Below are 22,961 nucleotides of genomic sequence, written 5' to 3'. Positions count from 1 at the left end.
CGACGACGCTGTCAAGTGGCCTGGCGCGGTCTGCCCGTCCGCGGTCGCGGTCAGTAGAAGAGGTGGTACTGCTGGGCGCCGAACAGGTCGAGCGCGGCGCTCGAACTCGGGTTCTGGTAGTCCTCGTAGCGGACGGTCGGGATCGGACCGGGCCGGAAGTGCGCCACCACCATGTGCCGCGAGCCGTTGGTGCGGACGAAGCCGACGGCGTACAGCAGCTCCGACACGCCGCCGATCTCCCTGATCCGTGCCTCCAGCGCCGCCTGCGTGGTGAACTCCGCCCGCCGCCACGGCAGGTTCAGCCGGGCGAAGAAGTCCTGCGTCTGCGCCAGCGTCATCTCCTTGCCCGGCAGCTGCATCTCCTCGGAGTGCGTGACGAGCGCGTCGGTGGTGGTGTTGAGCAGTTTCGCCGCGGTCACGTAGTAGCAGTTCTCGGTCAGCCCGTGGGTGTTGACGGGCTTCTCGTCGCCCTTCATCACGATGTCCTTATCCGGATATGTCATCGGCTGTCTCCCTGTCCGTCGTCCGCCGGTGTCACTGGAAGAGAGCCCCTGGCACACCGGGAGATACGACAGCATCCCGACAGCGCGGATCCCGGTCGGCCGGGCGGTCAGCCGGTGACGACGGTCAGGTCCGCGGTGAAGTCGCGGTCCAGGGGGAACATCGGCCGGTTGACCCTGTGGTACGGCAGCCGCGCGAGATCCTGGTCGACCCCGCCCGGGGTCAGCGCGAGCAGCCAGTCGCCCGCCGCATCGAACAGCTCGGGTTCGAGATAGCCGATCTTCACCACGACGACGTCCACGTGCTCGACCGCGACGCCCAGCCGGGCGTACGACTCCAGCAGCCGGTACTGCATCCGCCGCGACGTGACGAACACGCTGGCCCCGCCCACACGTACGCTGACGCACCGGCCGCCGTCGGGATCGTCGGCGACCGCCTCCAGCACCCCGTCGAGCAGCAGCGGGCCCGGCTCGCGCGCGTCGATGCGCCCCCCGACCGCGACCCGCACCGGCGCACCGGGCGGCAGGTCGGCGACCTGCGCGACAGTCTGCGGGTCCACCAGCGAGGCGAACACCGCCCGGCACGACCCGGCGCGGATCTCGGGCCGCGCCAGCAGCCGCGCCAGCGCGTAGGTGACGTCGTCCGCGCCGCCCGCCCCGGGGTTGTCGCCGGAGTCGCTGATGAAGAACGGCCGCCGGGCCGGGTCGCCGACCGCGGCCAGGGCGGCGTCGAGGCACTCGTCCATGGTGCCGGTCGGGGCGACGAACGCGAACTCGTCGCGGGCCGCCCAGAAGCACTCGCCGAGTTCCCGGGCCGCGTCGGCGGCCGCCGCGGCATCGGTGCCGGTGACGACCACCGCGCCCTGGCACCGTGCCTGGTCGGCCCAGGCGTATCCGATCCAGACCGCCGCGTCGACGACGCCGTCGCGGGCCTCGACCTCCGGGACCCTCGCGTAGAGGCCCCGGGCCGGCTCCTCGCGGGTGCTGGTCATCTCACCCGGCAGCAGGATCGGCACGTGGACCAGCGCCTTGTGCGGCCGCTGCCCCCGGCGCAGCGCCTCGACCAGGTTGCGCGCGGCGCGCTCGCGGGTCTCCCACACGTCGACGTGCGGCGCGGTCCGGTAGCAGGTGAGCAGGTCGCACGCGTCGAACAGCACCCGTGAGACGTTGCCGTGCAGGTCCATCGCCGCCGACACGTACGGCTGCGGCCCGAGCACCGAGCGGATGGCGGTGATCAGGTCGCCCTCCGCGTCGTCGCGCCCGACGACGCTCATCGCCCCGTGGAAGTCGAGCAGCATGCCGTCCAGCGGGCCCGCCGCGGCGAGCCGCTCGACGATCTCGGCGGCCCATCCCTCGTACGCCCCCGGCTCCACCGCCCCGCCGGGCAGGGCCCGCGCGTGCACGAGCGGGATCCACTCGACGTCGGCGGTCCACGACCGCGCGGTGGCGAGCCAGTCGTAGCGCGCCAGCAGCGCGTCGCCCCGGGTCACCTCGAAGTCGGCGGCGGTGCTCAGGTGCGGCGAGAACGTGCTGGACTCGATGTGGACGCCGCCGATGGCGACGCGCAGCGGGCGGGACATGGCCGGTCGGCTCCTAGCGGGTTCGTACGTCGGTGGTGGTGCGCAGCAGGTGCCCCAGGCCGATCAGGGCGGCGTCCGGGCCCGCGACACCGGCCTCGATGGTCAGGGACTGGGTCATGGACGGCAGGCACAGCTCGTAGAGCGCGCCCCGGGTCGCCGCCACGTAGCCGTCGAGGCCGGACAGCGAGCCCCCGATGACGACCGCGTCCGGGTTGAGGAAGTTGACCAGGCTGGACAGGGCCACTCCGAGGAGCCTGCCCGCGTGGCGCACCATGGTGACCGCGGTGGGGTCGCCGTCGCGTACCGCCGCCGCGACGTCGCGGACCGCGGCCGCCGGCGAGCCCTGCTCGGCCAGCTGGCGCACCAGCGCGGCGCCGCTGGCGACCGTCTCCAGGCAGCCGCGGCCGCCGCAGGAGCAGACCCGCTCGCCGCTGTCCACCACCCGCACGTGGGTGACGTCGCCGCTGAGGCCGCGGCCGCCGCGATGGACCTGGCCGCCGCTGACCAGGCAGCCGCCGATACCGGTGCCGGCCTTCACATAGATCATGTCGCCGGGCTCCCGGCCCCTGGCGAGGTGCTCGCCGATCGCCGCGGCCTTGGCGTCGTTGTCGACCGCCACCGGCACCCGGAACCGTGCGGCCAGCAGCGCCCTCGCGTCGACCCCGCTCCAACCCGGCATCCGGGCCGGACCGACCACGCGCCCGTGGGCGAACTCGACCGGGCCCGGCAGGGCGACGCCGACCCCGAGCAGCGGCTGGCCGGGCGCGATCGCCGCCCGCAGCCGCGCGAACTCCGCCGCCACCGCGTCGAACACCTGGTCAGGTCCTGCGGCGACGTCGATCGCGACCTCGTCCGCGGTATGCAGCGCACCGCCCGGCGCGCACAGCCCGACCCGGGCGTGCCTGCCGTCCAGTTCGGTCACGGCGAAGACGCCGCCGGTCTCGCGCAGGCGCAGGACCCGGGGCGGCCGCCCGCCGGTGGACCGGCCCGAGCCCACCTCGACGATGACGCCGTCGGCGAGCAGCCGGCGCACCGCAGCCGTCACGGTCGAGGGGGCGACCCGCAGCGCCTCCACGAGCTCGGCACGTGATGACACCGCCCCGCTGGCCAGCAGCCGGAGAGCCTGGTCGCGCACTGAGGCGATCGGTTCCACGGGCTCACCTCGATCATCTAGAACTTGGATCGTAACCTGCTCAAAGTGACCGAATAAAGGGGGGTATGTTTCGCTGACTCCGGACTTCGGCGATACATTGCTCCCCGTGACGACGGTGGAGATCTGCGTGAGCGACGTGCCGACCGCACTCGTGGCGGAGGCGGCCGGAGCCGACCGGCTGGAACTCTGCGCCGACCTCGGCCAGGGCGGCACCACGCCGAGCCTGGGCGCGGTCGGGATCGCCCTCCAGGCGCTGCGCGGCGCGGGAGTGCGGGTCATGATCCGGCCCCGCGGCGGCGACTTCCGGGTGAGCGCCGTCGAGGAACGGGTGATGCTCGCCGACATCGCCGCCGTCCGCGCCCTGCCCAACCCGCACGGTCTGCCGCTCGGCGTCGTGGTCGGCGCCCTCACCGGCGACGGCGGCCTCGACCTGGCCGTCCTGCGCCGCCTGATCGAGGCGGCCGGGCCGCTGCCGGTGACCGTGCACAAGGCCTTCGACGAGGTCCACGACCAGTTCGGGGCACTTGAGGAGATCATCGAGCTCGGCGCGGACGCGGTGCTCACCTCCGGTGCGGCCCCCACCGCCCTGGACGGCGCCGCACGCATCGCCGCCCTGCGGCAGCGGGCCGGGGACCGGCTGCGGGTCATCGCCGCGGGCGGCATCCGGTCGCACAACATCCGGCTGGTGCTCGACCAGACGGGGGCGCGGGAGGTGCACCTGCGCGCACCGGTGCCGCGTGACGGCCGGGAGGCCACCGACGCCGACGAGGTGCGCCGGGTCGTGGACGCCACCCGGGCGGGCTGACAGCCATCGGGAGGCCAGAGCGCCTGTTTTAGGGCGAATTCCCGGTAACAGGCCATTTATGGCCACGGTATGGGGATACTCACGCTGACGAAAGGCGGCGGAGGGTCTGCCGCCGGTGGTGACCGGGAGACTGGCGTGGAGCTGCACGACATCCAGCGCGGGGTGCTCAGCCCGCGCCCGTCACCGTATGCGGCGACCTACATCCTGTTCCGCATCGACGATCCGGCGCACGGCCGTGAGCTGATGCGCCGCTGCGCCGACGTGGTCACCTCGGCCGCGGACCCGGCCGGTCCGCTCGGCGAGACGTGGGTCAGCGTCGCCCTCACCTGCCAGGGCCTGCGCGCCCTCGGCGTCGCGCAGCAGGCGCTGGACAGCATGGCGTGGGAGTTCCGGCAGGGCATGGCCGCCCGCGCCACCGCGCTGGGCGACATCGGGCCCAGCGCACCCGAGCACTGGGAACAGCCCCTGGGCTCGGCCGACGTACACGTGGTCCTGGTCGCCCTCGCCCCGGACCAGCCGCGGCTCGATGCCGCGATCGATCGCGCCCGGCCCGCCTACGAGCAGCTCACCGGGATCACCGCGATCTGGCGGCAGGACTGCTACGCCCCGCCGACCGAGACCGAGCACTTCGGCTACCGCGACGGCATCAGCCATCCCGCCGTCGCCGGCAGCGGCATCCCCGGCTCCAACGAGCTGGAGCGGCCCCTGGCCGCCGGGGAGTTCGTGCTGGGCTACCCGGACGAGCTCGGCGGCACGCAGACCACGCAGCCGGAGGTGCTGGGCCGCAACGGCAGCTACGTCGTGTTCCGCAAGCTGCACCAGGACGTCGCGGCGTTCCGCCGCTTCCTGGCGGGCAGCGCCGCCGACGCCGCCGACCAGGAGCTCCTGGCGGCCAAGATGATGGGCCGGTGGCGCAGCGGCGCCCCGCTGGCGCTGGCACCCGAGCGCGACGACCCGGCACTGGGCGCCGACCGGCTGCGCAACAACACCTTCGGCTACGCCGACGACGCCGGCGGGTTCACCACCCCGGGCGGGTGCCACGCCCGCCGGGCCAACCCGCGCGACGGCGCCGTCGCCGGCGAGGTGCGGCTGCACCGCATGATCCGCCGCGGGACCGCGTACGGCCCGCCGCTGGCCGAGGGCGCGGTCGAGGACGACGGCGTCGACCGCGGCCTGATGTTCGCCTTCGTCGGCGCCCACCCGGGGCGGCAGTTCGAGTTCGCCCAGACGCAGTGGCTCAACGACGGCGTCTTCTTCGGCTCGGCGTCCGCCCGCGACCCGATCGCCGCCACCGGCGACGGACCCGATGAGTACGTGATCCCGCGCCGCCCGGTCCGCCGCAAGCTGGTGGACCTGCCGCGGTTCGTGACCACCCGCGGCGGCGAGTACGCGTTCCTGCCCGGCATCAGCGCGCTGCGCTGGCTCGGCGGCCTCACCGGCTGACCGGCCACCGGCAGGCGACCGCACCCGTGAACTTCTCTCCGCAGACCGCCTTCCGGCATGCGTTATGGTTGCCAGCCGGTGAGCTGGTCGACGGCGTACGGAGAGATCGTGATGGCAACAGGGCAGTCCGCACCGCCGGCCCCCGCGTCGCGGCGCCGCATCTCGCGGCCGTTCGCGACGGTGCTCACGCTGGCGGCCGCGCTGGTCGCGGTGGATCAGCTGACCAAGTGGTGGGCGGTGTCGGCGCTGACGGGCCGGGCGCCGGTCCCGGTCATCGGCGACCTGATCCAGCTCCGGCTGACCTACAACCCGGGCGCGGCGTTCTCCATCGGCACCGGGTACACCTGGGTGCTGGCGGTGTTCGCGGCGGCGGCGGTCGTGACGATCACCTACGTCGCCCGCCGGGTGCGGTCGCGGGGCTGGGCCGTCGGGTTCGGCATGGTCCTCGGTGGGGCGGCCACCCATCTGGCGGACCGGCTGCTGCGCGAGCCGGGTTTCGCCCGCGGCCACGTGGTGGACTTCATCGACTACGGCCCGTTCGTGGGCAACGTCGCGGACATCGCGCTGGTGCTGGGTGTGGTCCTGATGGTGGTGCTCAGCCTGCGCGACATCCCGATGGCCGGGCCCGCGGCCGAGCCGGGGACCGCATCGGAGCAGCCTGCCGGGACGCCGTAACCGGCTCTGCCGGGACGCCGTAGCCGGCTGCCGTCGGCGAACTCCAGGTCGGGCGCGCTGCGGCCGGTGAGCGGATGATCCCCGCGCAGGTCGTAGCCCTGCCAGACGCCCGCGATCCGCTTGGCCAGGTAGGTCGCGCCGTCCGTGGTGGACGCCAGGTCCGCGAGCACCGCGCGGATCGCCCGCGCGTGCGGGTCCGGGCGCATGACGGCGATCTGCGCGCGGGTCCAGTCGAGCACCCAGGCACCGATGGGGTGCCGCTCGGCCGTGTACGTGTCCAGCAGGTCCGCGGGAGCCCAGCCGCGCACCGTCGCCGCGAGCTTCCAGCCGAGGTTCATCGCGTCGCCCAGGCCCAGGTTCAGGCCCTGCCCGCCGAACGGCGAGTGCACGTGGGCGGCGTCGCCGGCCAGCAGGACCTTCCTTTCCGGTACGCCGAAGCCTGCCGGGCGTTGTCGGTGAACCGGGTCGCCGTCTGGACCGCCTCGACGGTGACCTCGGCGCCGGTCACCCGCCGGATGGCGGCCTGAAGCTCGGCGGCGGTGACCGGGGCGTCGCGGTCGGCCGGTGCCCCGTCGAACTCGGCGACCAGGACGCGGCCGGGGAACGGGCCGAAGGCGTACACGCCGGTGGGGGTGGTGTGCCAGCCGCCGCGCAGCTGCTCGGTGCCCGACAGCTGTGCCATCGCCTGGTACGCGGTGATCTCCGGGTCGGTGCCCGGGAAGTCGAAGCCGGCCAGCTTGCGGACGCGGCTGCGTCCGCCGTCGCAGCCCACGAGCCAGGCCGCCGCGATCCGGCCCGGCCCGCACCCGCCCCGTCCGGCTTCGGGCCGGCCGCTGCCAGGAAGGCCGCCATCCGTTCCTGGGCCGCCGCGCGGGCGGCCTCCAGCTGCGGGCGGAAGCCGCGCCGGTCCAGTGCCTGGACCGTGGGCGCCGTGACGGCACCGGCCTTGATCGTCTGATCGATCTCCGTCCGCCGCTCGACGACCACCACGTCGACTCCCGCCAGCCGCAGCTCGCAGGCGAGCATGAGGCCGACCGGCCCGGCCCCGGCGATGACGACGTCCGCGTACTCCTGCATGGTTCCTCCCCAGTGATCTTGCCTTTGCTAAAAACATACTGTCACTAAAAAGTTTTAGCAAGTGCAACTTCTGCTAGGATGGCCACGTGGAAACGGACCTGGGACTGCGCGAACGCAAGAAGCGGCAGACACGGCAGCTCATCACCGATGTCGCGACCGAGCAGTTCGCGCGGCGCGGCTTCGACGCGGTGACCGTCGCCGACATCGCGCAGGCGGTCGGCGTCTCGACCAAGACCGTCTTCAACTACTTCCCCCGCAAGGAGGACCTGTTCTTCGACCGGTTCGCCAACCTGGTCGAGCTGGTCACCACGACGCTGCGCGACCGGGGCGGCACGCCGCCGCTGCCGGCGCTGCGCGCGATGTTCCTCGACCTGCTCGCTCGGCGGAACCCCCTCAGCGGCTACGCCGAACCGGACTACGCGGGCTTCTGGCGGGTCGTGGTGGAATCGCCGAACCTTCAGGCGCGCGCCCGCGAGTTCGTCCAGGAGCTCGAAGACCTCATCGCGGACCTCCTCGGCGAGGCCGCCGGCACGGACCCGGGCGGCTTCCGGGTCAGGTTCACCGCCGCCGCGGTCGTGTCGGTCTACCGGACGGTGTTCCTGACCGGCGCCCGCCGGATCACCGCGGGGGAGGACCACACGGCGGTGAACGCCTCGCTCGCCGACCTGTACACGGCGGGCTTCGCCGCGATCGACCGCGCGCTCGCCGGCCTGCCCGCCTGACGCCCGCGGCCGCCGACGTGGCGTGTCAGACGGCGTTCCGGCAGCTCCGGCCCGGTAGAACAAATGCCATGGAATGCACGGTGTTGCGCAGGTCGTCAGCTGGTTACCGAGGAAAGCAGGGCGGGTTCTTCTTTCACGGCATCTCCGCCGAATCGTGCGGCTCCCGTCGGCTCTGCCTGCACGTGCTGATGATCCCGCCGCACACCGAGGGGGTGGCGCACGTCCACGCCGGGCACGAGTCGGGCATCTACGTGGTCAGCGGCACGCACACCATCCGCTACGGGCAGGCGCTGGAGTCCAGCCAGGTCCTGGAGCCCGGCGACCTGGTCTACATCCCGGCGGACGTGCCGCACATGCCGGTCACCGGTGCCGAGCCGGTCGTCGTCGTGGTCGCCCGCACCGACCCGCACGAGCAGGAGTCGGTGCACCTGCTGGAAGGCGCGTGCGGCGGGCAGCGCTCGACGGTGCGGGAACTCTCCCTCAACTGACCGTCCCATCCGGTCCCCGCCAGGCGGCGGCAGGAGCGCGGAGGGCCGACCCGGTGATCCGGGTCGGCCCTCCGCGCTCGTCGGGCCGGGTCAGAGCTTCGTCGGGTACCGGTAGGCGCCGTCGTAGAGCTTCGTCCGGTAGTTCGCGTCGGTCGAGGAGTTGTTGGGGTACGTCGTCTTGTCGTACGCGGGCGACAGGTCGACCACCCACCTCGGCGTGGCGATGTCGTTGCCCTTCAGGCCCGGGATGAAGACCTTCCCGCTGGAGTTCGGCTTGTTCTTCTCGACGTGCACGTGCGCCTGCACGATGTAGCGCCAGCCGTCCAGTTCGACCTCGTAGCTGTAGCAGAAGGTCCCGTCGAAGCTGTAGTTCCTGTCCAGCGAGTCGTAGTAGTGCATCAGGTCGTACGTGGGCTCGTCGGCGTTCCACTTGGCGACGACCTGCTGGAACGTGTGCGGGGGCTGGGCGTAGGGACTGGTCACGGTGCTCTCCTGATCGGATGCCGGTCGGCCGGTGGCCGACGGTCGCGGCGTACGGGAAGACAGATGGCGCACCGGTGCCCCTGGATACCTCTCGTCGGTTTCCGGACGTCCCGCCCGATCGGGTGACCTGGATGTATCAGCGCCTCCTCCGCCACGGCGACCCCGCGGCGACCCCGCGATCCGCGTAGGCGATCCGTTTTCCGTTATCCGGCGGCGCTGGCGCGCGTCTACGGCAGGAGGGGCGCAGTCCGTCCCCGACAGCCGGGCGCGCAGCGGCTTGTGCCGCCTGCGTTCCATCCGTCCCGCCCGGCACGATCAAGGAGAGGAACATGTCAAGGTTCAGGTTCGCAGGGACCTCGGTGCGGCGGCCCGGTCTGCCGAGGTCCGTCCGCGCCGCCGCGGCGTCGGCCGTGGCCGGCCTTCTCGTTCTGGCCGGGGTGGTGGCAGGCAGCCCGCCGGCCAGCGCCGCCACGGTGGCGGCGTTCCCGGGGGCGGCAGGCCCGGCGATGTATGCGACCGGTGGCCGCGGCGGCGACGTCTACCACGTCACCAACCTCACCGACAACGCCGGCAGCCCGCAGGCCGGGTCGCTGCGCTACGGCATCAACACCGCGCCCAGCGGCGGTCGGACGATCGTCTTCGACGTGGCGGGCACCATCAAGCTCGCTCCGGCGGGCCGGCAGGGCTGGCTGACGATCAACGCGAGCAACCTGACCATCGCCGGCCAGACCGCGCCCAAGCCCGGGATCACCATCATGGGCCAGGCCACCAAGGTCACCGGCAGGAACGTCGTCATCCGGCACCTGAAGTTCCGCCCCGGCAAGGACCAGGCCAACCCCGGCACGGCCACCAACGACGGGATCTGGATCACCGGCGACGGCGTCATCGTCGACCACGTCTCGGTGAGCTGGGCCGACGACGAGGGCATCAGCGTCAGCGACGCCGCCGGGCAGGTCACGGTGCAGTACGCCATCGTCTCCGACGGCCTGAACTACAACGGCCACAGCTTCGGCGCCCTGGTCGGCAGCGACGTCACCGGCTCGAACATCGCCTACCACCACAACCTGTTCGCCCACCAGGTCAGCCGCCTGCCCCGGCTCGGCAACGAGACCGGTGCGGTGAACAACGTCGAGTGGAGCAACAACGTCGTCTTCGAGGGCAAGGGCTACAGCGGCACCGACCAGCTCGCCAACGCCAACTTCGTCGGCAACACCTACCTGCGGCAGAACAGCGGGAACCCCGCCGTCTACACCGGAGCCACCGGCACGGCCGCGTACGTCTCGGGCAACCGGGCCGACTACGACGGCGACGCGAACCTGGCCAACGGCGTGGACATCGCCTGGGACCGCTTCACCGACGTGCCGACGCACAAGACGAGCCGCTTCAACGTCCCGAACATCACCTCCGAGTCGGCGGGCACGGCGCTGACCAAGGTGCTGGACGGGGCGGGCGCGTTCTGGTGGGCGCGCGACGCCGTCGACACCCGGGTGGTCGGCGAGACCCGCTCGACCAGCGGCTCGGTCATCAACGAGCCCAACTCCGCCGAGTGGAACAACCTGTGGAACGCGGCGCAGGTCAGCAGTCCGAGCGGCTGGGACACCGACCGGGACGGCATGCCGAACGCATGGGAGACCGCCAGCGGGCTGAACCCCGGCAGCGACGACCACAACGGCGACGCCGACGGCGACGGCTACCGCAACATCGAGGAGTACCTCGACTACGCGGCCCAGGGCAGCAGATCGCTGCCGACGCCGTCCGCCACGCCGACGGCCGTGCCCAGCCCGACGCCGACGCCGCCACCGCCCGGCGGCGCCTGCACCGCCACCTACCAGACCACCAACTCCTGGCCCGGCGGATTCCAGGGCGAGGCGACGGTGAAGGCCGGCAGCTCGGCCATCAGCGGCTGGACGGTCCGCTGGACGCTGGGCGCAGACCAGGCCGTCACCCAGCTGTGGAGCGGCCGCCTCACCATCAGCGGCACGGCCGTGGCGGTCGCCAACGAGTCCTACAACGGCGCGCTGGCGGCCTCGGCGACCACCACGTTCGGCTTCACCGCGACCGGCACCGCGACGACACCAGCCCTGACCTGCACCAGCCCGTAACGGCCGATGCCGCCAGCCGTGCCGCTCGCCAGGGCGCGGCTTTCGCCCGTTCCAGCCGCCTCAGCCCGGTGATACCTTCACCCGGCCTGAGGCGGCCTTTGCCCGTTCGCCGACCCCGTGCCGCGGCCCGACAACCGCTGCGGCGCATCGCGCAGGCCCTTCCGGCGGCGACGCCGACCGGGGACCAGGGGTCCGCACTGGAGGAGACACGATGGAGACGCGCAGGCACAGCCACCAGCCCACCCCGGAAGTCGACGCCCTCGTCCGGGCCGCGCAGGAGGGGAGCGAGGCGGCGTTCGCCCAGCTCATCTCCGTGCACCTGCCGGTGCTGCGCGGATTCGTCGGCCGCGCGCTCAACGGGCACGCCGACGTCGACGACGTCGTCCAGGAGACCCTCGTCCGGGCGCTGCACGGGCTGGCCGGCCTGCGCGAACCGGACAAGTTCCGCTCCTGGCTGCTCGCCATCGCGTACCGGGAGGTGCAGGCGCTCCTGCGCCGGCGGACCTCGGACCTGTCGCGCGGCCAGGAGCCGGTCGCCGAGCCGGCCGACCCGGACGGCGACTTCGCCGAGCGGACGGTGTCCGAGCTGATGCTCGCCGACCAGCGGCGGGAGCTGGTGGAGGCGGCCCGCTGGCTGGACGGGGACGACCAGCGGCTGCTGTCACTGTGGTGGCAGGAGACCGTCGGCCAGCTCAGCCGCGCCGACCTCGCCGCGATGCTGTCCGTCAACGCCAAGCACGTCGCGGTGCGGGTGCAGCGGATGAGGGCGCAGCTGGAGGCGGTCCGGGCCGTGGTACGCGCGCTGCGGGCCGCACCGCGCTGCCCCGACCTCGACGAGGTCGTCCAGGGCTGGAACGGCGTCGCCGACCCGCTGTGGCGCAAGCGGCTGGTCCGGCACGTACGCGACTGCGCGAGCTGCCACCGGTATGCGCGAGGGCTGGTGACCCCCGAGGACCTGCTGCTCGGCATCGTGGCGCTGCCGCTGGCCGCCGCGTCGGCCGCGGGAGGTGCCAAGGCGGGGTCGTGGGCCGCGGTCCAGCAGTATCTCTCCCACAAGGCCGTCGCGGCCGCCGCGGCGGTGGCGGTCGCGGCCGGCGGGGTGATCGCGTACGCGGTGCTCGAAGCCCCGGCGAACGGGGACACCGCCCCCGCGTTCGTCGCCCCGGCCGGCTCCGGGCGGCCGTCGCCGGTCGGGGCCAGCCCGCGGGCCGCGGCGCCCAGCGCCTCCGCCACGCCGGGCGCTGTCGGCATCGGGGTGAACGCGGCCGACATCTTCGTGGCGCCGAACGGCTCGGACACGGGCGACGGCAGCGCCGCGAGGCCGTACGCGACCCTGGGCAAGGCCGTCGCCGTGGTCCGCGCCGGACAGACCATCGCGCTGCGCGGCGGCACCTACCGGCCGGTCGCACCCGTCGAGATCAGCACCAGCGGTACGGCGACGCAGCGCATCACGATCAGCAACTACCGCGACGAGAAGCCGGTGATCGACGCGAGCAGGGTGCCCGCCGACAAGTGGATGATCACCCAGCGGGCGGACCACGTGACGGTGCAGGGCCTGGAGATCATGAATTCGCGCAGCCACGCCTACGTCTGCCGCTCCTGCCGGTACGACGTCTTCCAGCGGTTGTCCATCCACGACAACGTCCGGTCGTCGCTGATGCTGCGCGACGACGGCACGGTCGGGAACAAGGTCCTCGACTGCGACTTCTTCGGCAACCGCGACCCGGCCGCGCCGGGCAGCGTCGGCTTCGGGCTCGCCGTGACAAACGGATCCGGCACGGGCAACCTGATCCGCGGCAACCGGGCGTTCCGCAACGCCGACGACGGCTTCCACTTCAACGACTTCGCCAGCCCGCTGACCGTCGAGTACAACCGGTCGTACGGCAACGGCGTGAACCGGTGGAACCTGCCGGGCTGGCACAGCGACGGCGTCGGCTTCAGCATCGGCGGCGGCGACCGGGCGGCGACCGCGGCGCACGTGCTGCGGCACAACGCCGCCTGGGACAACGCCGGCCACGGCTTCGACGACGGGGACGACCAGGGGGCGATGCAGCTGAGCCACAACACCGCGTTCCGCAACGGCGGCGTCGGCTTCTTCCTCCGCGCGGCCCCGGGCACCCTGCGCGACAACGCCGCCGTGGGCAACAGCGCGCCGGACGCGGTCAGCGCGGCCGCAACCTCGCAGGGCAACTCGTGGCAGACCGGAGACGCCACCGCGGACCTGTTCCGATCGACCGACCCGCGCACCGCCGAGGGCCCCCGCGCCCCGGACGGCACGCTTCCCGGGACCAGCTTCCTGGCCACCCGCACCGGGATCGGCGCCGACCTGTCCGGGGGCTAGCACCGCCGCCGGACTCCCCGGCCGCCCGGTCAGCGGCCGGTGCAGTTGGCGCTGACCCGCAGGACCGAGTACTCCCGGTCGTCGCGGGTGATGCCCGAGGCCTGGCCGTCGAAGAACGACTCCGTCTTCTGGAAGCCGCGGCGCTGCTCGTAGTGCAGGTGCGCGGCGCCGGAGTCGCCGGTGCTGCCCACCCTGCCGATCTGCTGGCCCGTCCGCACCCGCTGGCCGACCTGCACCATCGGCGGCTCCAGCAGGTGCATGTACGCCGTCACCCAGCGCCCGCCGTGGTCGATCTTCACCCAGTACCCGCCGCCGCTGCCGCGCGGGCCGTTCGGGTTCTCCGGCGTGCGCCCGCCGAGCCGGCCGTTGATCCCGGCCGCGACGACCTCGCCGTCGTAGGACGCCAGCACCGGCCGGCCCCACGCCGCCCCGCCCTGCATCGGGAACATGTCGACGTCGTAGTCGCCGTGCCCCGGATACGTGCCGAGCTGCCACTTCTCGCCGCACGCGACGGGCAGCTGGAACGCCGGGCGCGGACCCGCCGGCCAGAACCACATCACCGCGCCGGTCGCGGCGAGCACGGTCAGCACGACGCCGGCGGCGAGCAGCACGCGCCGCCGCCGGTTGCGGCGGCGGCCCCTCGTGGCGTGGTAGACGGTCATCGCCCCAGATGGTGGCAGACCCCGGCAAGCCGCCACGACGTGCGCGGCCGGGCCGGAGGCCGCGACCGAATGCGAGAAAAAACCTGATATGACGCTTTTGCCATATTGGCTGCCTTTGTCGGTCATATGCTCCGTTTCGGCGTTTCCGCAGCTAGCGGACCATTCGACCGGAGGCAGATAGGCATGCGACCCGTACGATCCAAACCGACGACCCGCCTGGTGGCACACGGCGCACTACTGGGCCTGGCCCTCCTGGCCGCCACGGGCTCCGCCGCGGCCGCAGCCCCGGCCGGCCAGTTCCGAGCGGCCGTGCTGTTGCTGACGACCGAGGCCTCCGCCGACGTGACGATCGGCGCGTCGGTCTCGGACACGGCCACCCTGTCCGGCGTCGACCCGGTGACGGACACCGGTGTGATTACGTTCGAGCTCTTCGGGCCGGACGACACGGACTGCAGCAACGATCCCGTCCTCACCAGACCCGTGCCGACCGCCGGGAACGGCGTCTTCGGGTCCGGCCCGTTCACCCCCGCGACCGCCGGCACGTACCAGTGGGTCGCCGCCTACGCCGGCACCTCCGGCCAGACCGGGGCGACCACCTGCGGTGACGTCGCCGAGCAGGTGACGGTCAACCAGGCCCAGCCGACGCTGTCCACGGCCGCGTCCGGCAACGTCCCCCTCGGCGGGACCGTCTTCGACACCGCGACGCTCACCGGCGGCTTCGCACCCACCGGCACCGTCACCTTCAACCTGTACGGCCCCGGCGACGACATCTGCGAGGAGGCGCCCGTCACCACCTCCACCACGACCGTGACCGGCAACGGCTCCTACCAGTCCGCCGGATTCGTGCCGACCGTCGTCGGCGACTACCGCTGGCGGGCCGACTACAGCGGCGACGTGAACAACGGCCCCGCGGGGACCGCGTGCAGCGACGCCGACGAGGACTTCGACGTCCTGACCGCGCCCGACCTGACCACCCAGGCCTCCGCCGACGTGGACCTCGGCGGCGCCGTCAGCGACACCGCGACCCTGTCCGGCAGCGACGCGGCGACCGGCACCATCACCTTCTCGCTGTTCGGCCCGAACGACGACGAGTGCACCAGCGACCCGGTCTTCACCTCCGACCCGGTGACCGTCGACGGCGACGGCACGTACGCCTCCGGCGACTTCACGCCGACCCAGGCCGGCACGTACCACTGGAACGCCGCCTACAGCGGCGACGCGAACAACGCCGGGGTCTCCACCGCCTGCGACGACCCGGCCGAGACCGTCGTCGTCCGCGGCGCGCCCGTCACGCCCAGGCTGGTCACTGACGCCTCGCGGGACACGTTCGTCGGCAAGCGGGTCTTCGACACCGCGACCCTGTCCGGCGGCGCCGCCCCGACCGGCACCATCACGTTCCGCCTGTACGGCCCCGGCGACGCGACCTGCGCCCGTACCCCCGTCGCGACCTCGGTCGTGCAGGTCCACGGCAACGGCAGGTACGTGTCCGGCAGCTTCCGGCCCCACGCGCCCGGCACCTACCAGTGGGTGGCCGAGTACAGCGGCGACGACGGCAACCTGTCCGTCGCCACCAGCTGCGGCGACCCGGCCGAGCAGGTCGTCGTGCGGAAGCCGTACGGCCACGGCCAGCGACCGTAACCCCTGATCACGCCGGTGGGCCCGCTGCTCGCGGGCCCACCGGCGTGCTTTCCGTCCGCGGCCTAGAAGTACGTGTCCTCGTCCGACTTGCGGTAGTCGCGGATGAGGTCGAGACGGCCCGCTGCCGCGTGCGTCACCCACTCCGGGTTGCCCAGCAGCACCCGGCCGAGCGCGACGAGGTCGTACTCCCCGGCATCGAGGCGGTCGACGAGCGCACGCCGGGCGGCGGAGCCGAGGAAGTCGCGGGTCAGGCCGACCGACCCGACGGTGATGGACGGCAGGCCCGTGAGCTGCTTCGCCCAACCGGCCAGGTTCAGCGGTGAACCGGCGAACGCCGCGGCCGCGAAGTCGCGCTGGGAGGCGTGCAGCACGTCCGCCCCGGCCGCCGCGAAGGCGCCGAGGATCACCGCCAGCTCGGCGGGGGAGTCCGCGATCCGGGCGGCGTAGTCGCGCTCCTTGAACTGGGAGAACCGCACGATGAGCGGCATATCGCGGGGGATCGCCGCCCGGACCGCCCGGATCACCTCCGCAGGGAACACCGCCCGCGCGGCCGGCGACCCGCCGAACCGGTCGACACGGCGGTTCGTGTGCGGCCAGAGGAACTCGTCGAGCAGGTAGCCGTGCGCGGCATGGATCTCCAGCGCGTCGAACCCGGCCCGGACCGCGACGGCGGCGGCACGGGCGTACGCGGCGAGGAGGTCGTCGATGTCGGCGGGGGTCATCGGTCGGCTGCCGCCCGGCACGCCGGACGGCGTCCAGGCCGGGAACCCGTCCACGGGCTCCCGCGCGCTGCCCAGGTGCCACAGCTGTGCGGCGATCCGGCCGCCGACCTCGTGCACCTGCTCGACGACCCGGCGCCAGCCGTCCTCGGCCGCCCCGGCGGTCAGCCGCGGCACGGTCGCCTGGTGCCCGGCGCTCGGGTGGTCGACCAGCACCCCTTCGGTAATGATCAACCCGACGCCGTGCTCGGCCCGCCGCCGGTAGTACGCGGCTACCTCGGGCGTCGGAACACCACCGGGGGAGCGGAAGCGGGTCATCGGCGCCATCGCGAACCGGCTGCTCAACGGCAGCCCGGCCAGTGTCGTGGGGGTGAGCAGAGAGCCCAGCAGATCGGTGGTCGCGGTCATGGCGCTACGCTAAAACCTGACATTGACGTCAGGGGCAAGTCCTGTGACGGGAGGCACAACCGTGCGTATCGGCGACCTGGCCGCGGCCACCGGCGCGAGCGCCAGATCACTGCGTTACTACGAAGAGCAGGGGCTGCTGGCCAGTGAGCGCAGCAGCGGCGGGCAGCGGCACTACCACGAGTCGGCCGTCGAGCGCGTAACCCTGATCCAGTCCCTGCTCGCCGCCGGCCTGTCCAGCAGCACGATCCACGACGTGCTGCCGTGCATCAGCGACAGGTCCCTCCGCACGCCCTGGCTGGCCGAGCGCCTGCGCGCCGAACTGCACCGGGTCGAAGAGCAGCTCGACTCCCTGCACCGCACCCGCTCCGTCCTGGCCGACCTGGTCGAGCACTACCACGTCTGATGCCCTGCGTCCGTGGCTGATGCATGTGCGCCACCTGCGGCACGTCGGCCGCCGTCGGGGGCGAAGATGGACCCGAGCATCCATTCGGTACGAGAAGGCGAGGCGCATTCCATGGACGACTGGAACGCGAAGGTGATCGACGAGTTCCGCGCGAACGAGGGCCAGGTCGGCGGCCCGTTCACGGGGGCCCCGATGGTGCTGGTCCACCACCTCGGGCGCAAGAGCGGCCGCGAGCTGGTCAACCCGATGATGTACCTGCCGCACGACAGCGACGGCGACGTCATCTACGTGTTCGCGTCCAAGGCCGGCGCGCCCACCAACCCCGACTGGTACTACAACCTCACCACGGCCGGGCGCGGCGCCGTCGAGGTCGGCACCGAGACCTACCCGGTCAGCGTGCGGGAGCTGGCCGGAGACGAGCGCGACCGCACCTACGCCGAGCAGGCCCGCCGCTACTCCGGCTTCGCCGAGTACGCGGAGAAGACCAAGGGCATCCGGACCATCCCCGTCCTGGAACTCACCCGCGTCACGGCTGGGTGACCGGGCCCGAAGCTCGCCAGTTCCCGACCGCTGGCGAGCTTCGCCGCACGCCGGTCGCCGGGTCTGCGCCACGGTCTTTCTTGACCGGCGCATCGGTGCGGCCCGGCGGAAGGCATCAAGCTCCCCTTTCGCGGAACACGTGGAGCGGCCAGGATGATCCGGTGCGGATGTCCATCATGATCGCCCAGGTTCCCGTCGTCTGGAGCATCGACGCCAATCTGGGCACGGTGCAGGATGTCCTCGGCGAGGCTGCCTCCGGCGACGTCGTCATCCTGCCGGAGGGGATGCTGTCCGGGTACGGCGAGGATCTGGCGCCGCTGGACCGGCTGGACCCCGCCGAGGTGAACGACGCCGTCGCCCAGGTGGCCCGGCTAGCCGTCCGCCGACAGGCGCACGTCTTCTGCGGTTCGCTGCTTCCTCAGGCGGGCGGATGGTGCAACGCGGGCCTGTTCTTCCCGGCTGACGGCAGCCGTCACCAGGTCTACCGGAAGATCAATCTCGCGATGAACGAACGCGGCCGGCTGCTCCCCGGCGACGCCCTGCCGACCGTTGACGTCCCGCATCGTGACGGAACCGTCACCGCCGGAATGCAGCTCTGCCGCGAAATCCGCTTCCCCGAGCAGTGGCAGCACCTGGCGACGGCCGGTGCCAAGCTTTTCGTGTACCTCACGAACGCCGCCAACACCCGCGAGCCCGAAGGTGTCTGGCGGAGCCATCTGATCAGCCGGGCGGCCGAGAATCAGCGTTTCCTCGCGTCCGCCAACATCGCCCATCCCGATCAGCACTGCCCGAGCATGGTGGTGTCCCCGCGCGGTGAGGTGCTCGGCGAACTCGCCCCAGGGCGCACCGGCCTGCTGCGGCACGTCCTCGACTCGGACGAGGCTGGGAACTGGTATCTCGGGCAGCGCCGCCAGGACGTGCTGTCGCTCCATTACCACCGAAGTGGCTCATCGCCCACGGCAACGTCGCCAGCCCGGCGGCCGCGGCCGAGCCCTGCCCGTACCCGTACGTCTGCTTCGAGGACTGGAACTCCCTCGGCACCGCGCTCTACGTGACGGCGAAGTACCAGGTCGTGACGTACCCCAACGACCAGAACGTGGCCCAGGCCGCGTGGTACTCGCCCTGGGTGGTCAACACCCGCCACGACGATGTCGCCTACGTCTACTTCCAGTCCGGCACCGTCATCTGCCTGATGCCCGGCGAGAGCCGCCGCATCAACGACAGCAGCACCGACTTCTACGGCTCGAAGTGGATCGCGATCAGTTCCGCCTCCACCTGCTGATGACACCCGCCCACCGAGCGGCCGCCGACGGCGCGGCGGCTGCTCGGCCCCGAGGCCGCCGGGTGGCGGCACGCGGGTGCTCGCAGGGTCGACCGGGTCAGACGGCTCGGGCGACGGCGATGGTGGCGTCGAGGCGGGGTCCGGCCTCGTAGAACATGTACTGCACGCCGCCGTCGGTGCCGAAGGACGGCGCGGCGCTGCGCCCGCGGTCGGGCGAGGCGTCCAGCGCGTAGTGGAACACCCCGAGGTGCACCTCGCGGTCGAAGGAGTTGCCGACCTCGGTGAGGTACATGTCGCCGCCGTTGCCGTGGTAGACGATGTACGCCGTGTCGTTGCGCTTGAGCAGGTGCGCCCCGGAGATGTCGGTCTGCCCGTCCGGGCCGGGCGTGACCAGCGGCGTCGGGTCGTAGGACCAGGCCTTGCCGTCGGCGGACCAGCCCCAGAAGATCTTGCGGGTGCCCGAGGTGACGGCCATGAACACCATGACGTACTTGTTGCCCAGGCCCGGCACGGCGTGCTCGAAGACGCGGGCGTACGACGTCTCGGTCGCACCCGGGATGACGCCGGTGTGCAGCACCCGCCCGAAGTAGGTGAAGTGCACGCCGTCGGTGGACCAGGCCATCCGGGTGGTGTCGTTCTCGCCGTGGAAGTACAGGTAGAACTTGCTGTTCGCGGCGTTCCAGATGACGTGCGGGCTGGACACGTGGCTGACCGAGTAGTGCGGCGACCACACGTTGGCCACGATCGGGTTGTTCGGGTACTCGGTGAACTTCCCGCCGAGGGAGTCGCCGTAGGCCAGGCAGATGCCGCCGGGCGCGTCGTGCGGGGCGTAGTACAGGTAGTACCTGCCCAGGGGTGAGCTGATCTTGTCGTACACCCCGCGGATGCACGGGAAGATGAGCTCGTTGGTGGGGTTGTAGCGCAGGCTCGCCTTGTCGAACGGGGTCCCGAGGTACTGGTAGGTCGGGAATCCGGCCGGTGCGGCGTGGGCGGGGCTGCCGAGGGCCACGGCGCCGAGCCCGCCGGCTGCTGCGGCGCCTGCGGCAGCGCCTGCCGCCAGGAGCTGCCGCCGGCTGAGGAGCGGTTGCATCGGTGGTGCCTCCCATCGATGGGGATGACCGAAAGTAACGGTGAGTGTGTTGCGGCGGCCGACTGGCCGTCAAGGGGCTAATACGAATTAGTTCAGGAACTTCTTGCCGAGCCGTTTTCGTTGCGGGGCTTGACGAAGCGCTGTGCGGTGCGCAAGATGTCATCTCACCGAAACAACTAATGCGCATTAGCTCGAAGATTGGACACGCACCGTGACCGGAGCCCGCAGGCGGGTGACCCAACAGGACATCGCCCGCATGACCGGCGTCAGCCAGGCGACCGTCTCCCTGGTCCTCAACGGACGCTCCGATGCCGACGTCAAGCTGTCGGCCGAGACCCGTGAGAAGGTCCTGCGAGCCATCGCCGAGACCGGCTACGTCGCCGATCCGGTCGCGCGGCGGCTGGCGGCCGGGCACAACCGCATCCTGGGGGTGTTCACCTACGAGCCGGTGTTCCCCAGCGCCAACAGCGACTTCTACCACCCGTTCCTGGTCGGCATCGAGCAGCAGGCCGAGGTGCTCGGCTGCGACCTGCTCCTGCTCACCAGCACGCCGGTGGTCGACGGCCGCAGGCGCATCTTCCACGGCGACAACCGGCTGCGGCTGGCCGACGGCAGCATCCTGCTCGGTCGCACCATCGACCCGTCCGACCTGGCGCGGCTCATCGCCGAGGACATCCCGTTCGTGTCGATCGGCCGCCGCGACGACGCGGGCGGGCCGGTGCCCTACGTCGGCGCGGACTACGCGGCGGCCACCGGCGACATCGTGCGCCGAGCGGTCGCGCTGGGCCACGACCGGCTGGCGTACCTCGGCCAGGGCGACGGTCCGGAGTCGTGGGCCGACCGCGGCCGGGGCTTCCGCGAGGCGGTCGCCGCCGCGGGGGTTCACGGGGGCCACTACACGCTGGAGACGCAGGCCGCAGCCGGTGACGCCGTCCTGCGTGATCTGGCCGCGGTGCTGGACGCGGTCGAGGCGGCCCAGGTGACCGCGGTGGTCGCCGAGGAGCACGCCGACGGCGTCGCGCTGCTCGAACTGGCCCGCGAGCGCGGGATCGCACTGTCCGTGGCGACGCTGGGCGAGCCCACCAGGGCCGCGCTGCCGACCGCGGTGGAGTTCACCAGCCTGCGCATTCCGCGCCAGGCGATGGGCGCGCAGGCCGTCGAGGTCCTGACCGAGCTCATCGAAGGCACGCCCGGCCCACGGCAGCGGCTGCTGCCCTGCGAGATCGTGCCCGGCCAGACGCTCATCGAAAGAGGGAAATGAACATGCAAGCCGAGATTCTGGTGGTCGGCGGGGGGCTCGGCGGGGTCGCCGCGGCGCTGGGCGCACTGCGGGCGGGCCGCCGCGTGGTGCTCACCGAGGAGTACGACTGGCTCGGCGGGCAGCTGACCAGCCAGGCCGTCCCGCCGGACGAGCACAGCTGGGTGGAGCAGTTCGGCATCACCCGCAGCTACCGGGCGCTGCGCGACGGCATCCGGGACTACTACCGGGCGCACTACCCGCTCACCCCGGCCGCCCGCGCCTGGCGCGAGCTCAACCCGGGCGGCGGGCACGTCAGCCGGCTGTGCCACGAACCCAGGGTCGCCGTCGCGGTCATCGAAGCGATGCTGGCCCCGTACCGCTCGTCCGGGCGGCTGACGGTGCTCCAGCCGTACCGGCCGGTGGCCGCCGACACCGACGGCGACCGGGTCACCGCGGTCACGGTCGAGCACGTCCGCTCGGGGGAGCGGCACGTCGTCGAGGCGGCGTACGTGCTGGACGCGACCGAGACCGGTGAGCTGCTGCCGCTGACCGGCACCGAGTACACCACCGGCTTCGAGTCCCGCCACGACACCGGTGAGCCCAGCGCCCCGGACACCGCGCAGCCGATGAACATGCAGGCGGTGTCGGTCTGCTTCGCGATCGACCACGTCGACGGCGACCACACCATCGACAAGCCCGCCCAGTACGACTTCTGGCGCGCCTACCACCCGCCGTTCTGGGGCGACCGGCTGCTGTCGTTCCGCTCGCCCAACCCGCGCACCCTGGCCGTCAGCGAGCGCACCTTCACCCCCAACCCCGACGACGACCCGCTGTCGGTGCTCGCCGACCAGCGCGTCAGCGCCGGCGACGGCAACCTCTGGACCTTCCGGCGCATCGCCGCCCGCAAGCTGTTCACCCCGGGCAGCTACGACAGCGACATCTGCCTGGTCAACTGGCCGATGATCGACTACTTCGAGAGCCCGGTCATCGACGTCCCCGACGCCGACACCCACCTCGCCAACGCCCGGCAGCTGTCGCTGTCGGTCCTCTACTGGCTCCAGACCGAGGCGGGCTTCCCCGGGCTGCGGTTGCGCGGCGACGTCACCGGCGGCGGCGACGGCCTGGCCATGGCCCCCTACATCCGGGAGTCGCGGCGCATCCAGGCCGAGTACACCGTCGTCGAGCAGGACCTGTCGCTGGCCGTACGCGGCGACAAGGGCGCCGCCGCCTACCACGACGCCGTCGGTGTCGGCATGTACCGCATCGACCTGCACCCCTCGACCGGCGGCGACAACTACATCGACGTCGGCTCGTGCCCCTTCGAGATCCCCCTCGGCGCGCTCATCCCGCGCCGCATGGAGAACCTGCTGCCAGCGGGCAAGAACATCGGCACCACCCACATCACCAACGGCTCGTTCCGGCTCCACCCGGTCGAGTGGAACGTGGGCGAGGTCGCCGGGGCGCTCGCGGCGTACTGCCTGAACGAAGGCCGGACGCCGCGCGGCGTGCGCAACACCCCGGAGCACCTGTCCGGGTTCCAGGCACAGCTCATCCGGGACGGCGTGGAACTGCGCTGGCCCGACGTATCCGGCTACTGACCGGTCACCTTG

The 22,961-nt window shown here is 72.3% G+C and carries 21 protein-coding genes and 2 pseudogenes; 14 read left to right on the top strand and 9 right to left on the bottom strand.

The genetic code is table 11. The annotated features are described in order from the left end of the window. Nucleotides 1-50 precede the first annotated feature (50 nt). The 3 genes from Cs7R123_RS01800 to Cs7R123_RS01790 all read right to left on the bottom strand — a co-directional run bounded on the left by Cs7R123_RS01800 (nucleotide 51) and on the right by Cs7R123_RS01790 (nucleotide 3,233). Nucleotides 51-503, bottom strand: coding sequence for a hypothetical protein (locus tag Cs7R123_RS01800; RefSeq protein ID WP_212822942.1), 453 nt, complete (start codon nucleotides 501-503; stop codon nucleotides 51-53). Nucleotides 504-610: 107 nt separating this feature from the next. Further along, nucleotides 611-2,080 carry a M81 family metallopeptidase gene (locus Cs7R123_RS01795; protein WP_212822940.1) on the bottom strand — a complete coding sequence of 490 codons (1,470 nt, stop codon included), beginning with the start codon at nucleotides 2,078-2,080 and terminating at the stop codon, nucleotides 611-613. A gap of 13 nt (nucleotides 2,081-2,093) precedes the next feature. Further along, the gene (locus Cs7R123_RS01790) at nucleotides 2,094-3,233 is read right to left on the bottom strand and encodes an ROK family transcriptional regulator (protein WP_212822938.1); all 1,140 of its coding nucleotides are present in this window, start codon (nucleotides 3,231-3,233) and stop codon (nucleotides 2,094-2,096) included. A gap of 106 nt (nucleotides 3,234-3,339) precedes the next feature. On the opposite strand from Cs7R123_RS01790, the gene Cs7R123_RS01785 reads away from it, so the two are divergent. From Cs7R123_RS01785 to Cs7R123_RS39885, 3 genes are all read left to right on the top strand, one after another. After that, nucleotides 3,340-4,038: a copper homeostasis protein CutC gene (locus tag Cs7R123_RS01785; protein WP_212822936.1), complete on the top strand. Its 699-nt coding sequence runs from the start codon at nucleotides 3,340-3,342 to the stop codon at nucleotides 4,036-4,038. 135 nt (nucleotides 4,039-4,173) lie between these two features. Further along, nucleotides 4,174-5,481, top strand: coding sequence for a Dyp-type peroxidase (locus Cs7R123_RS01780; protein ID WP_212822934.1), 1,308 nt, complete (start codon nucleotides 4,174-4,176; stop codon nucleotides 5,479-5,481). Between the two features lie 78 nt (nucleotides 5,482-5,559). Beyond that, nucleotides 5,560-6,156, top strand: coding sequence for a signal peptidase II (locus Cs7R123_RS39885; protein WP_244871546.1), 597 nt, complete (start codon nucleotides 5,560-5,562; stop codon nucleotides 6,154-6,156). Between the two features lie 287 nt (nucleotides 6,157-6,443). Here the strand turns inward: Cs7R123_RS39885 and Cs7R123_RS41045 are convergent. After that, nucleotides 6,444-6,928: pseudogene (locus Cs7R123_RS41045) on the bottom strand (FAD-dependent monooxygenase); the annotation flags it as partial. 89 nt (nucleotides 6,929-7,017) lie between these two features. Further along, nucleotides 7,018-7,182 (bottom strand): annotated as a pseudogene (locus Cs7R123_RS41040) (FAD-dependent monooxygenase); the annotation flags it as partial. A 137-nt stretch (nucleotides 7,183-7,319) separates the two neighbouring features. Between Cs7R123_RS41040 and Cs7R123_RS01765 the strand changes: the two are divergent. Together Cs7R123_RS01765 and Cs7R123_RS01760 are read left to right on the top strand one after the other, a co-directional pair. After that, entirely contained in the window at nucleotides 7,320-7,955 is a 636-nt protein-coding gene (locus tag Cs7R123_RS01765) for a TetR/AcrR family transcriptional regulator (protein ID WP_212822932.1), read from the top strand. A 188-nt stretch (nucleotides 7,956-8,143) separates the two neighbouring features. Beyond that, entirely contained in the window at nucleotides 8,144-8,443 is a 300-nt protein-coding gene (locus Cs7R123_RS01760; protein WP_212822931.1) for a cupin domain-containing protein, read from the top strand. A gap of 90 nt (nucleotides 8,444-8,533) precedes the next feature. On the opposite strand, the gene Cs7R123_RS01755 is transcribed toward Cs7R123_RS01760, so the two are convergent. Then, a complete protein-coding gene (locus Cs7R123_RS01755; protein ID WP_212822930.1) occupies nucleotides 8,534-8,926 on the bottom strand; it encodes a hypothetical protein in 393 nt (130 codons plus the stop codon). 329 nt (nucleotides 8,927-9,255) lie between these two features. Between Cs7R123_RS01755 and Cs7R123_RS01750 the strand changes: the two genes are divergently transcribed. Both Cs7R123_RS01750 and Cs7R123_RS01745 read left to right on the top strand, forming a co-directional pair. Next, complete coding sequence (locus Cs7R123_RS01750; RefSeq protein ID WP_212822929.1) at nucleotides 9,256-11,028, top strand: cellulose binding domain-containing protein; 1,773 nt, start codon at nucleotides 9,256-9,258, stop codon at nucleotides 11,026-11,028. Between the two features lie 211 nt (nucleotides 11,029-11,239). Continuing rightward, nucleotides 11,240-13,369 (top strand): sigma-70 family RNA polymerase sigma factor, encoded by a 2,130-nt coding sequence (locus Cs7R123_RS01745; protein ID WP_212822928.1) that lies wholly within the window; start codon nucleotides 11,240-11,242, stop codon nucleotides 13,367-13,369. A gap of 29 nt (nucleotides 13,370-13,398) precedes the next feature. Here the strand turns inward: Cs7R123_RS01745 and Cs7R123_RS01740 are convergent, their stop codons facing one another. After that, nucleotides 13,399-14,031 carry a M23 family metallopeptidase gene (locus Cs7R123_RS01740; RefSeq protein ID WP_212822927.1) on the bottom strand — a complete coding sequence of 211 codons (633 nt, stop codon included), beginning with the start codon at nucleotides 14,029-14,031 and terminating at the stop codon, nucleotides 13,399-13,401. Between the two features lie 183 nt (nucleotides 14,032-14,214). Here Cs7R123_RS01740 and Cs7R123_RS01735 point away from each other — a divergent pair, with 183 nt between their 5' ends. After that, complete coding sequence (locus tag Cs7R123_RS01735; RefSeq protein WP_212822926.1) at nucleotides 14,215-15,669, top strand: Ig-like domain-containing protein; 1,455 nt, start codon at nucleotides 14,215-14,217, stop codon at nucleotides 15,667-15,669. Nucleotides 15,670-15,731: 62 nt separating this feature from the next. Here the strand turns inward: Cs7R123_RS01735 and Cs7R123_RS01730 are convergent, their stop codons facing one another. Then, nucleotides 15,732-16,796, bottom strand: coding sequence for a 12-oxophytodienoate reductase (locus Cs7R123_RS01730; RefSeq protein ID WP_212822924.1), 1,065 nt, complete (start codon nucleotides 16,794-16,796; stop codon nucleotides 15,732-15,734). A 61-nt stretch (nucleotides 16,797-16,857) separates the two neighbouring features. Between Cs7R123_RS01730 and Cs7R123_RS01725 the strand changes: the two genes are divergently transcribed. The 4 genes from Cs7R123_RS01725 to Cs7R123_RS01710 all read left to right on the top strand — a co-directional run bounded on the left by Cs7R123_RS01725 (nucleotide 16,858) and on the right by Cs7R123_RS01710 (nucleotide 19,021). Then, nucleotides 16,858-17,199 carry a MerR family transcriptional regulator gene (locus Cs7R123_RS01725; RefSeq protein WP_212822922.1) on the top strand — a complete coding sequence of 114 codons (342 nt, stop codon included), beginning with the start codon at nucleotides 16,858-16,860 and terminating at the stop codon, nucleotides 17,197-17,199. Between the two features lie 111 nt (nucleotides 17,200-17,310). Next, on the top strand, nucleotides 17,311-17,739 hold the full coding sequence (locus tag Cs7R123_RS01720) for a nitroreductase family deazaflavin-dependent oxidoreductase (RefSeq protein ID WP_212822921.1): 429 nt from the start codon (nucleotides 17,311-17,313) through the stop codon (nucleotides 17,737-17,739). A 167-nt stretch (nucleotides 17,740-17,906) separates the two neighbouring features. Next, on the top strand, nucleotides 17,907-18,794 hold the full coding sequence (locus Cs7R123_RS01715; protein WP_212828732.1) for a carbon-nitrogen hydrolase family protein: 888 nt from the start codon (nucleotides 17,907-17,909) through the stop codon (nucleotides 18,792-18,794). After that, on the top strand, nucleotides 18,791-19,021 hold the full coding sequence (locus tag Cs7R123_RS01710; protein WP_212822920.1) for a hypothetical protein: 231 nt from the start codon (nucleotides 18,791-18,793) through the stop codon (nucleotides 19,019-19,021). Before Cs7R123_RS01715 ends, Cs7R123_RS01710 begins: the two co-directional genes overlap by 4 nt. A 97-nt stretch (nucleotides 19,022-19,118) precedes the next feature. Here Cs7R123_RS01710 and Cs7R123_RS01705 read toward each other — a convergent pair whose 3' ends face one another. Next, complete coding sequence (locus Cs7R123_RS01705; RefSeq protein ID WP_212822919.1) at nucleotides 19,119-20,111, bottom strand: hypothetical protein; 993 nt, start codon at nucleotides 20,109-20,111, stop codon at nucleotides 19,119-19,121. A gap of 232 nt (nucleotides 20,112-20,343) precedes the next feature. Here Cs7R123_RS01705 and Cs7R123_RS01700 point away from each other — a divergent pair, with 232 nt between their 5' ends. Continuing rightward, complete coding sequence (locus tag Cs7R123_RS01700; RefSeq protein WP_244871545.1) at nucleotides 20,344-21,372, top strand: LacI family DNA-binding transcriptional regulator; 1,029 nt, start codon at nucleotides 20,344-20,346, stop codon at nucleotides 21,370-21,372. A 2-nt stretch (nucleotides 21,373-21,374) separates the two neighbouring features. After that, on the top strand, nucleotides 21,375-22,949 hold the full coding sequence (locus Cs7R123_RS01695; protein ID WP_212822917.1) for an FAD-dependent oxidoreductase: 1,575 nt from the start codon (nucleotides 21,375-21,377) through the stop codon (nucleotides 22,947-22,949). The last annotated feature ends 12 nt before the right edge of the window (nucleotides 22,950-22,961 follow it).

It is taken from the genome of Catellatospora sp. TT07R-123 (genome assembly GCF_018327705.1).
Taxonomy (GTDB): Bacteria; Actinomycetota; Actinomycetes; order Mycobacteriales; family Micromonosporaceae; genus Catellatospora.
The sequence above is the reverse complement of the archived record's forward strand: the minus strand, read 5'-3'. Positions and strand labels throughout refer to the sequence as shown.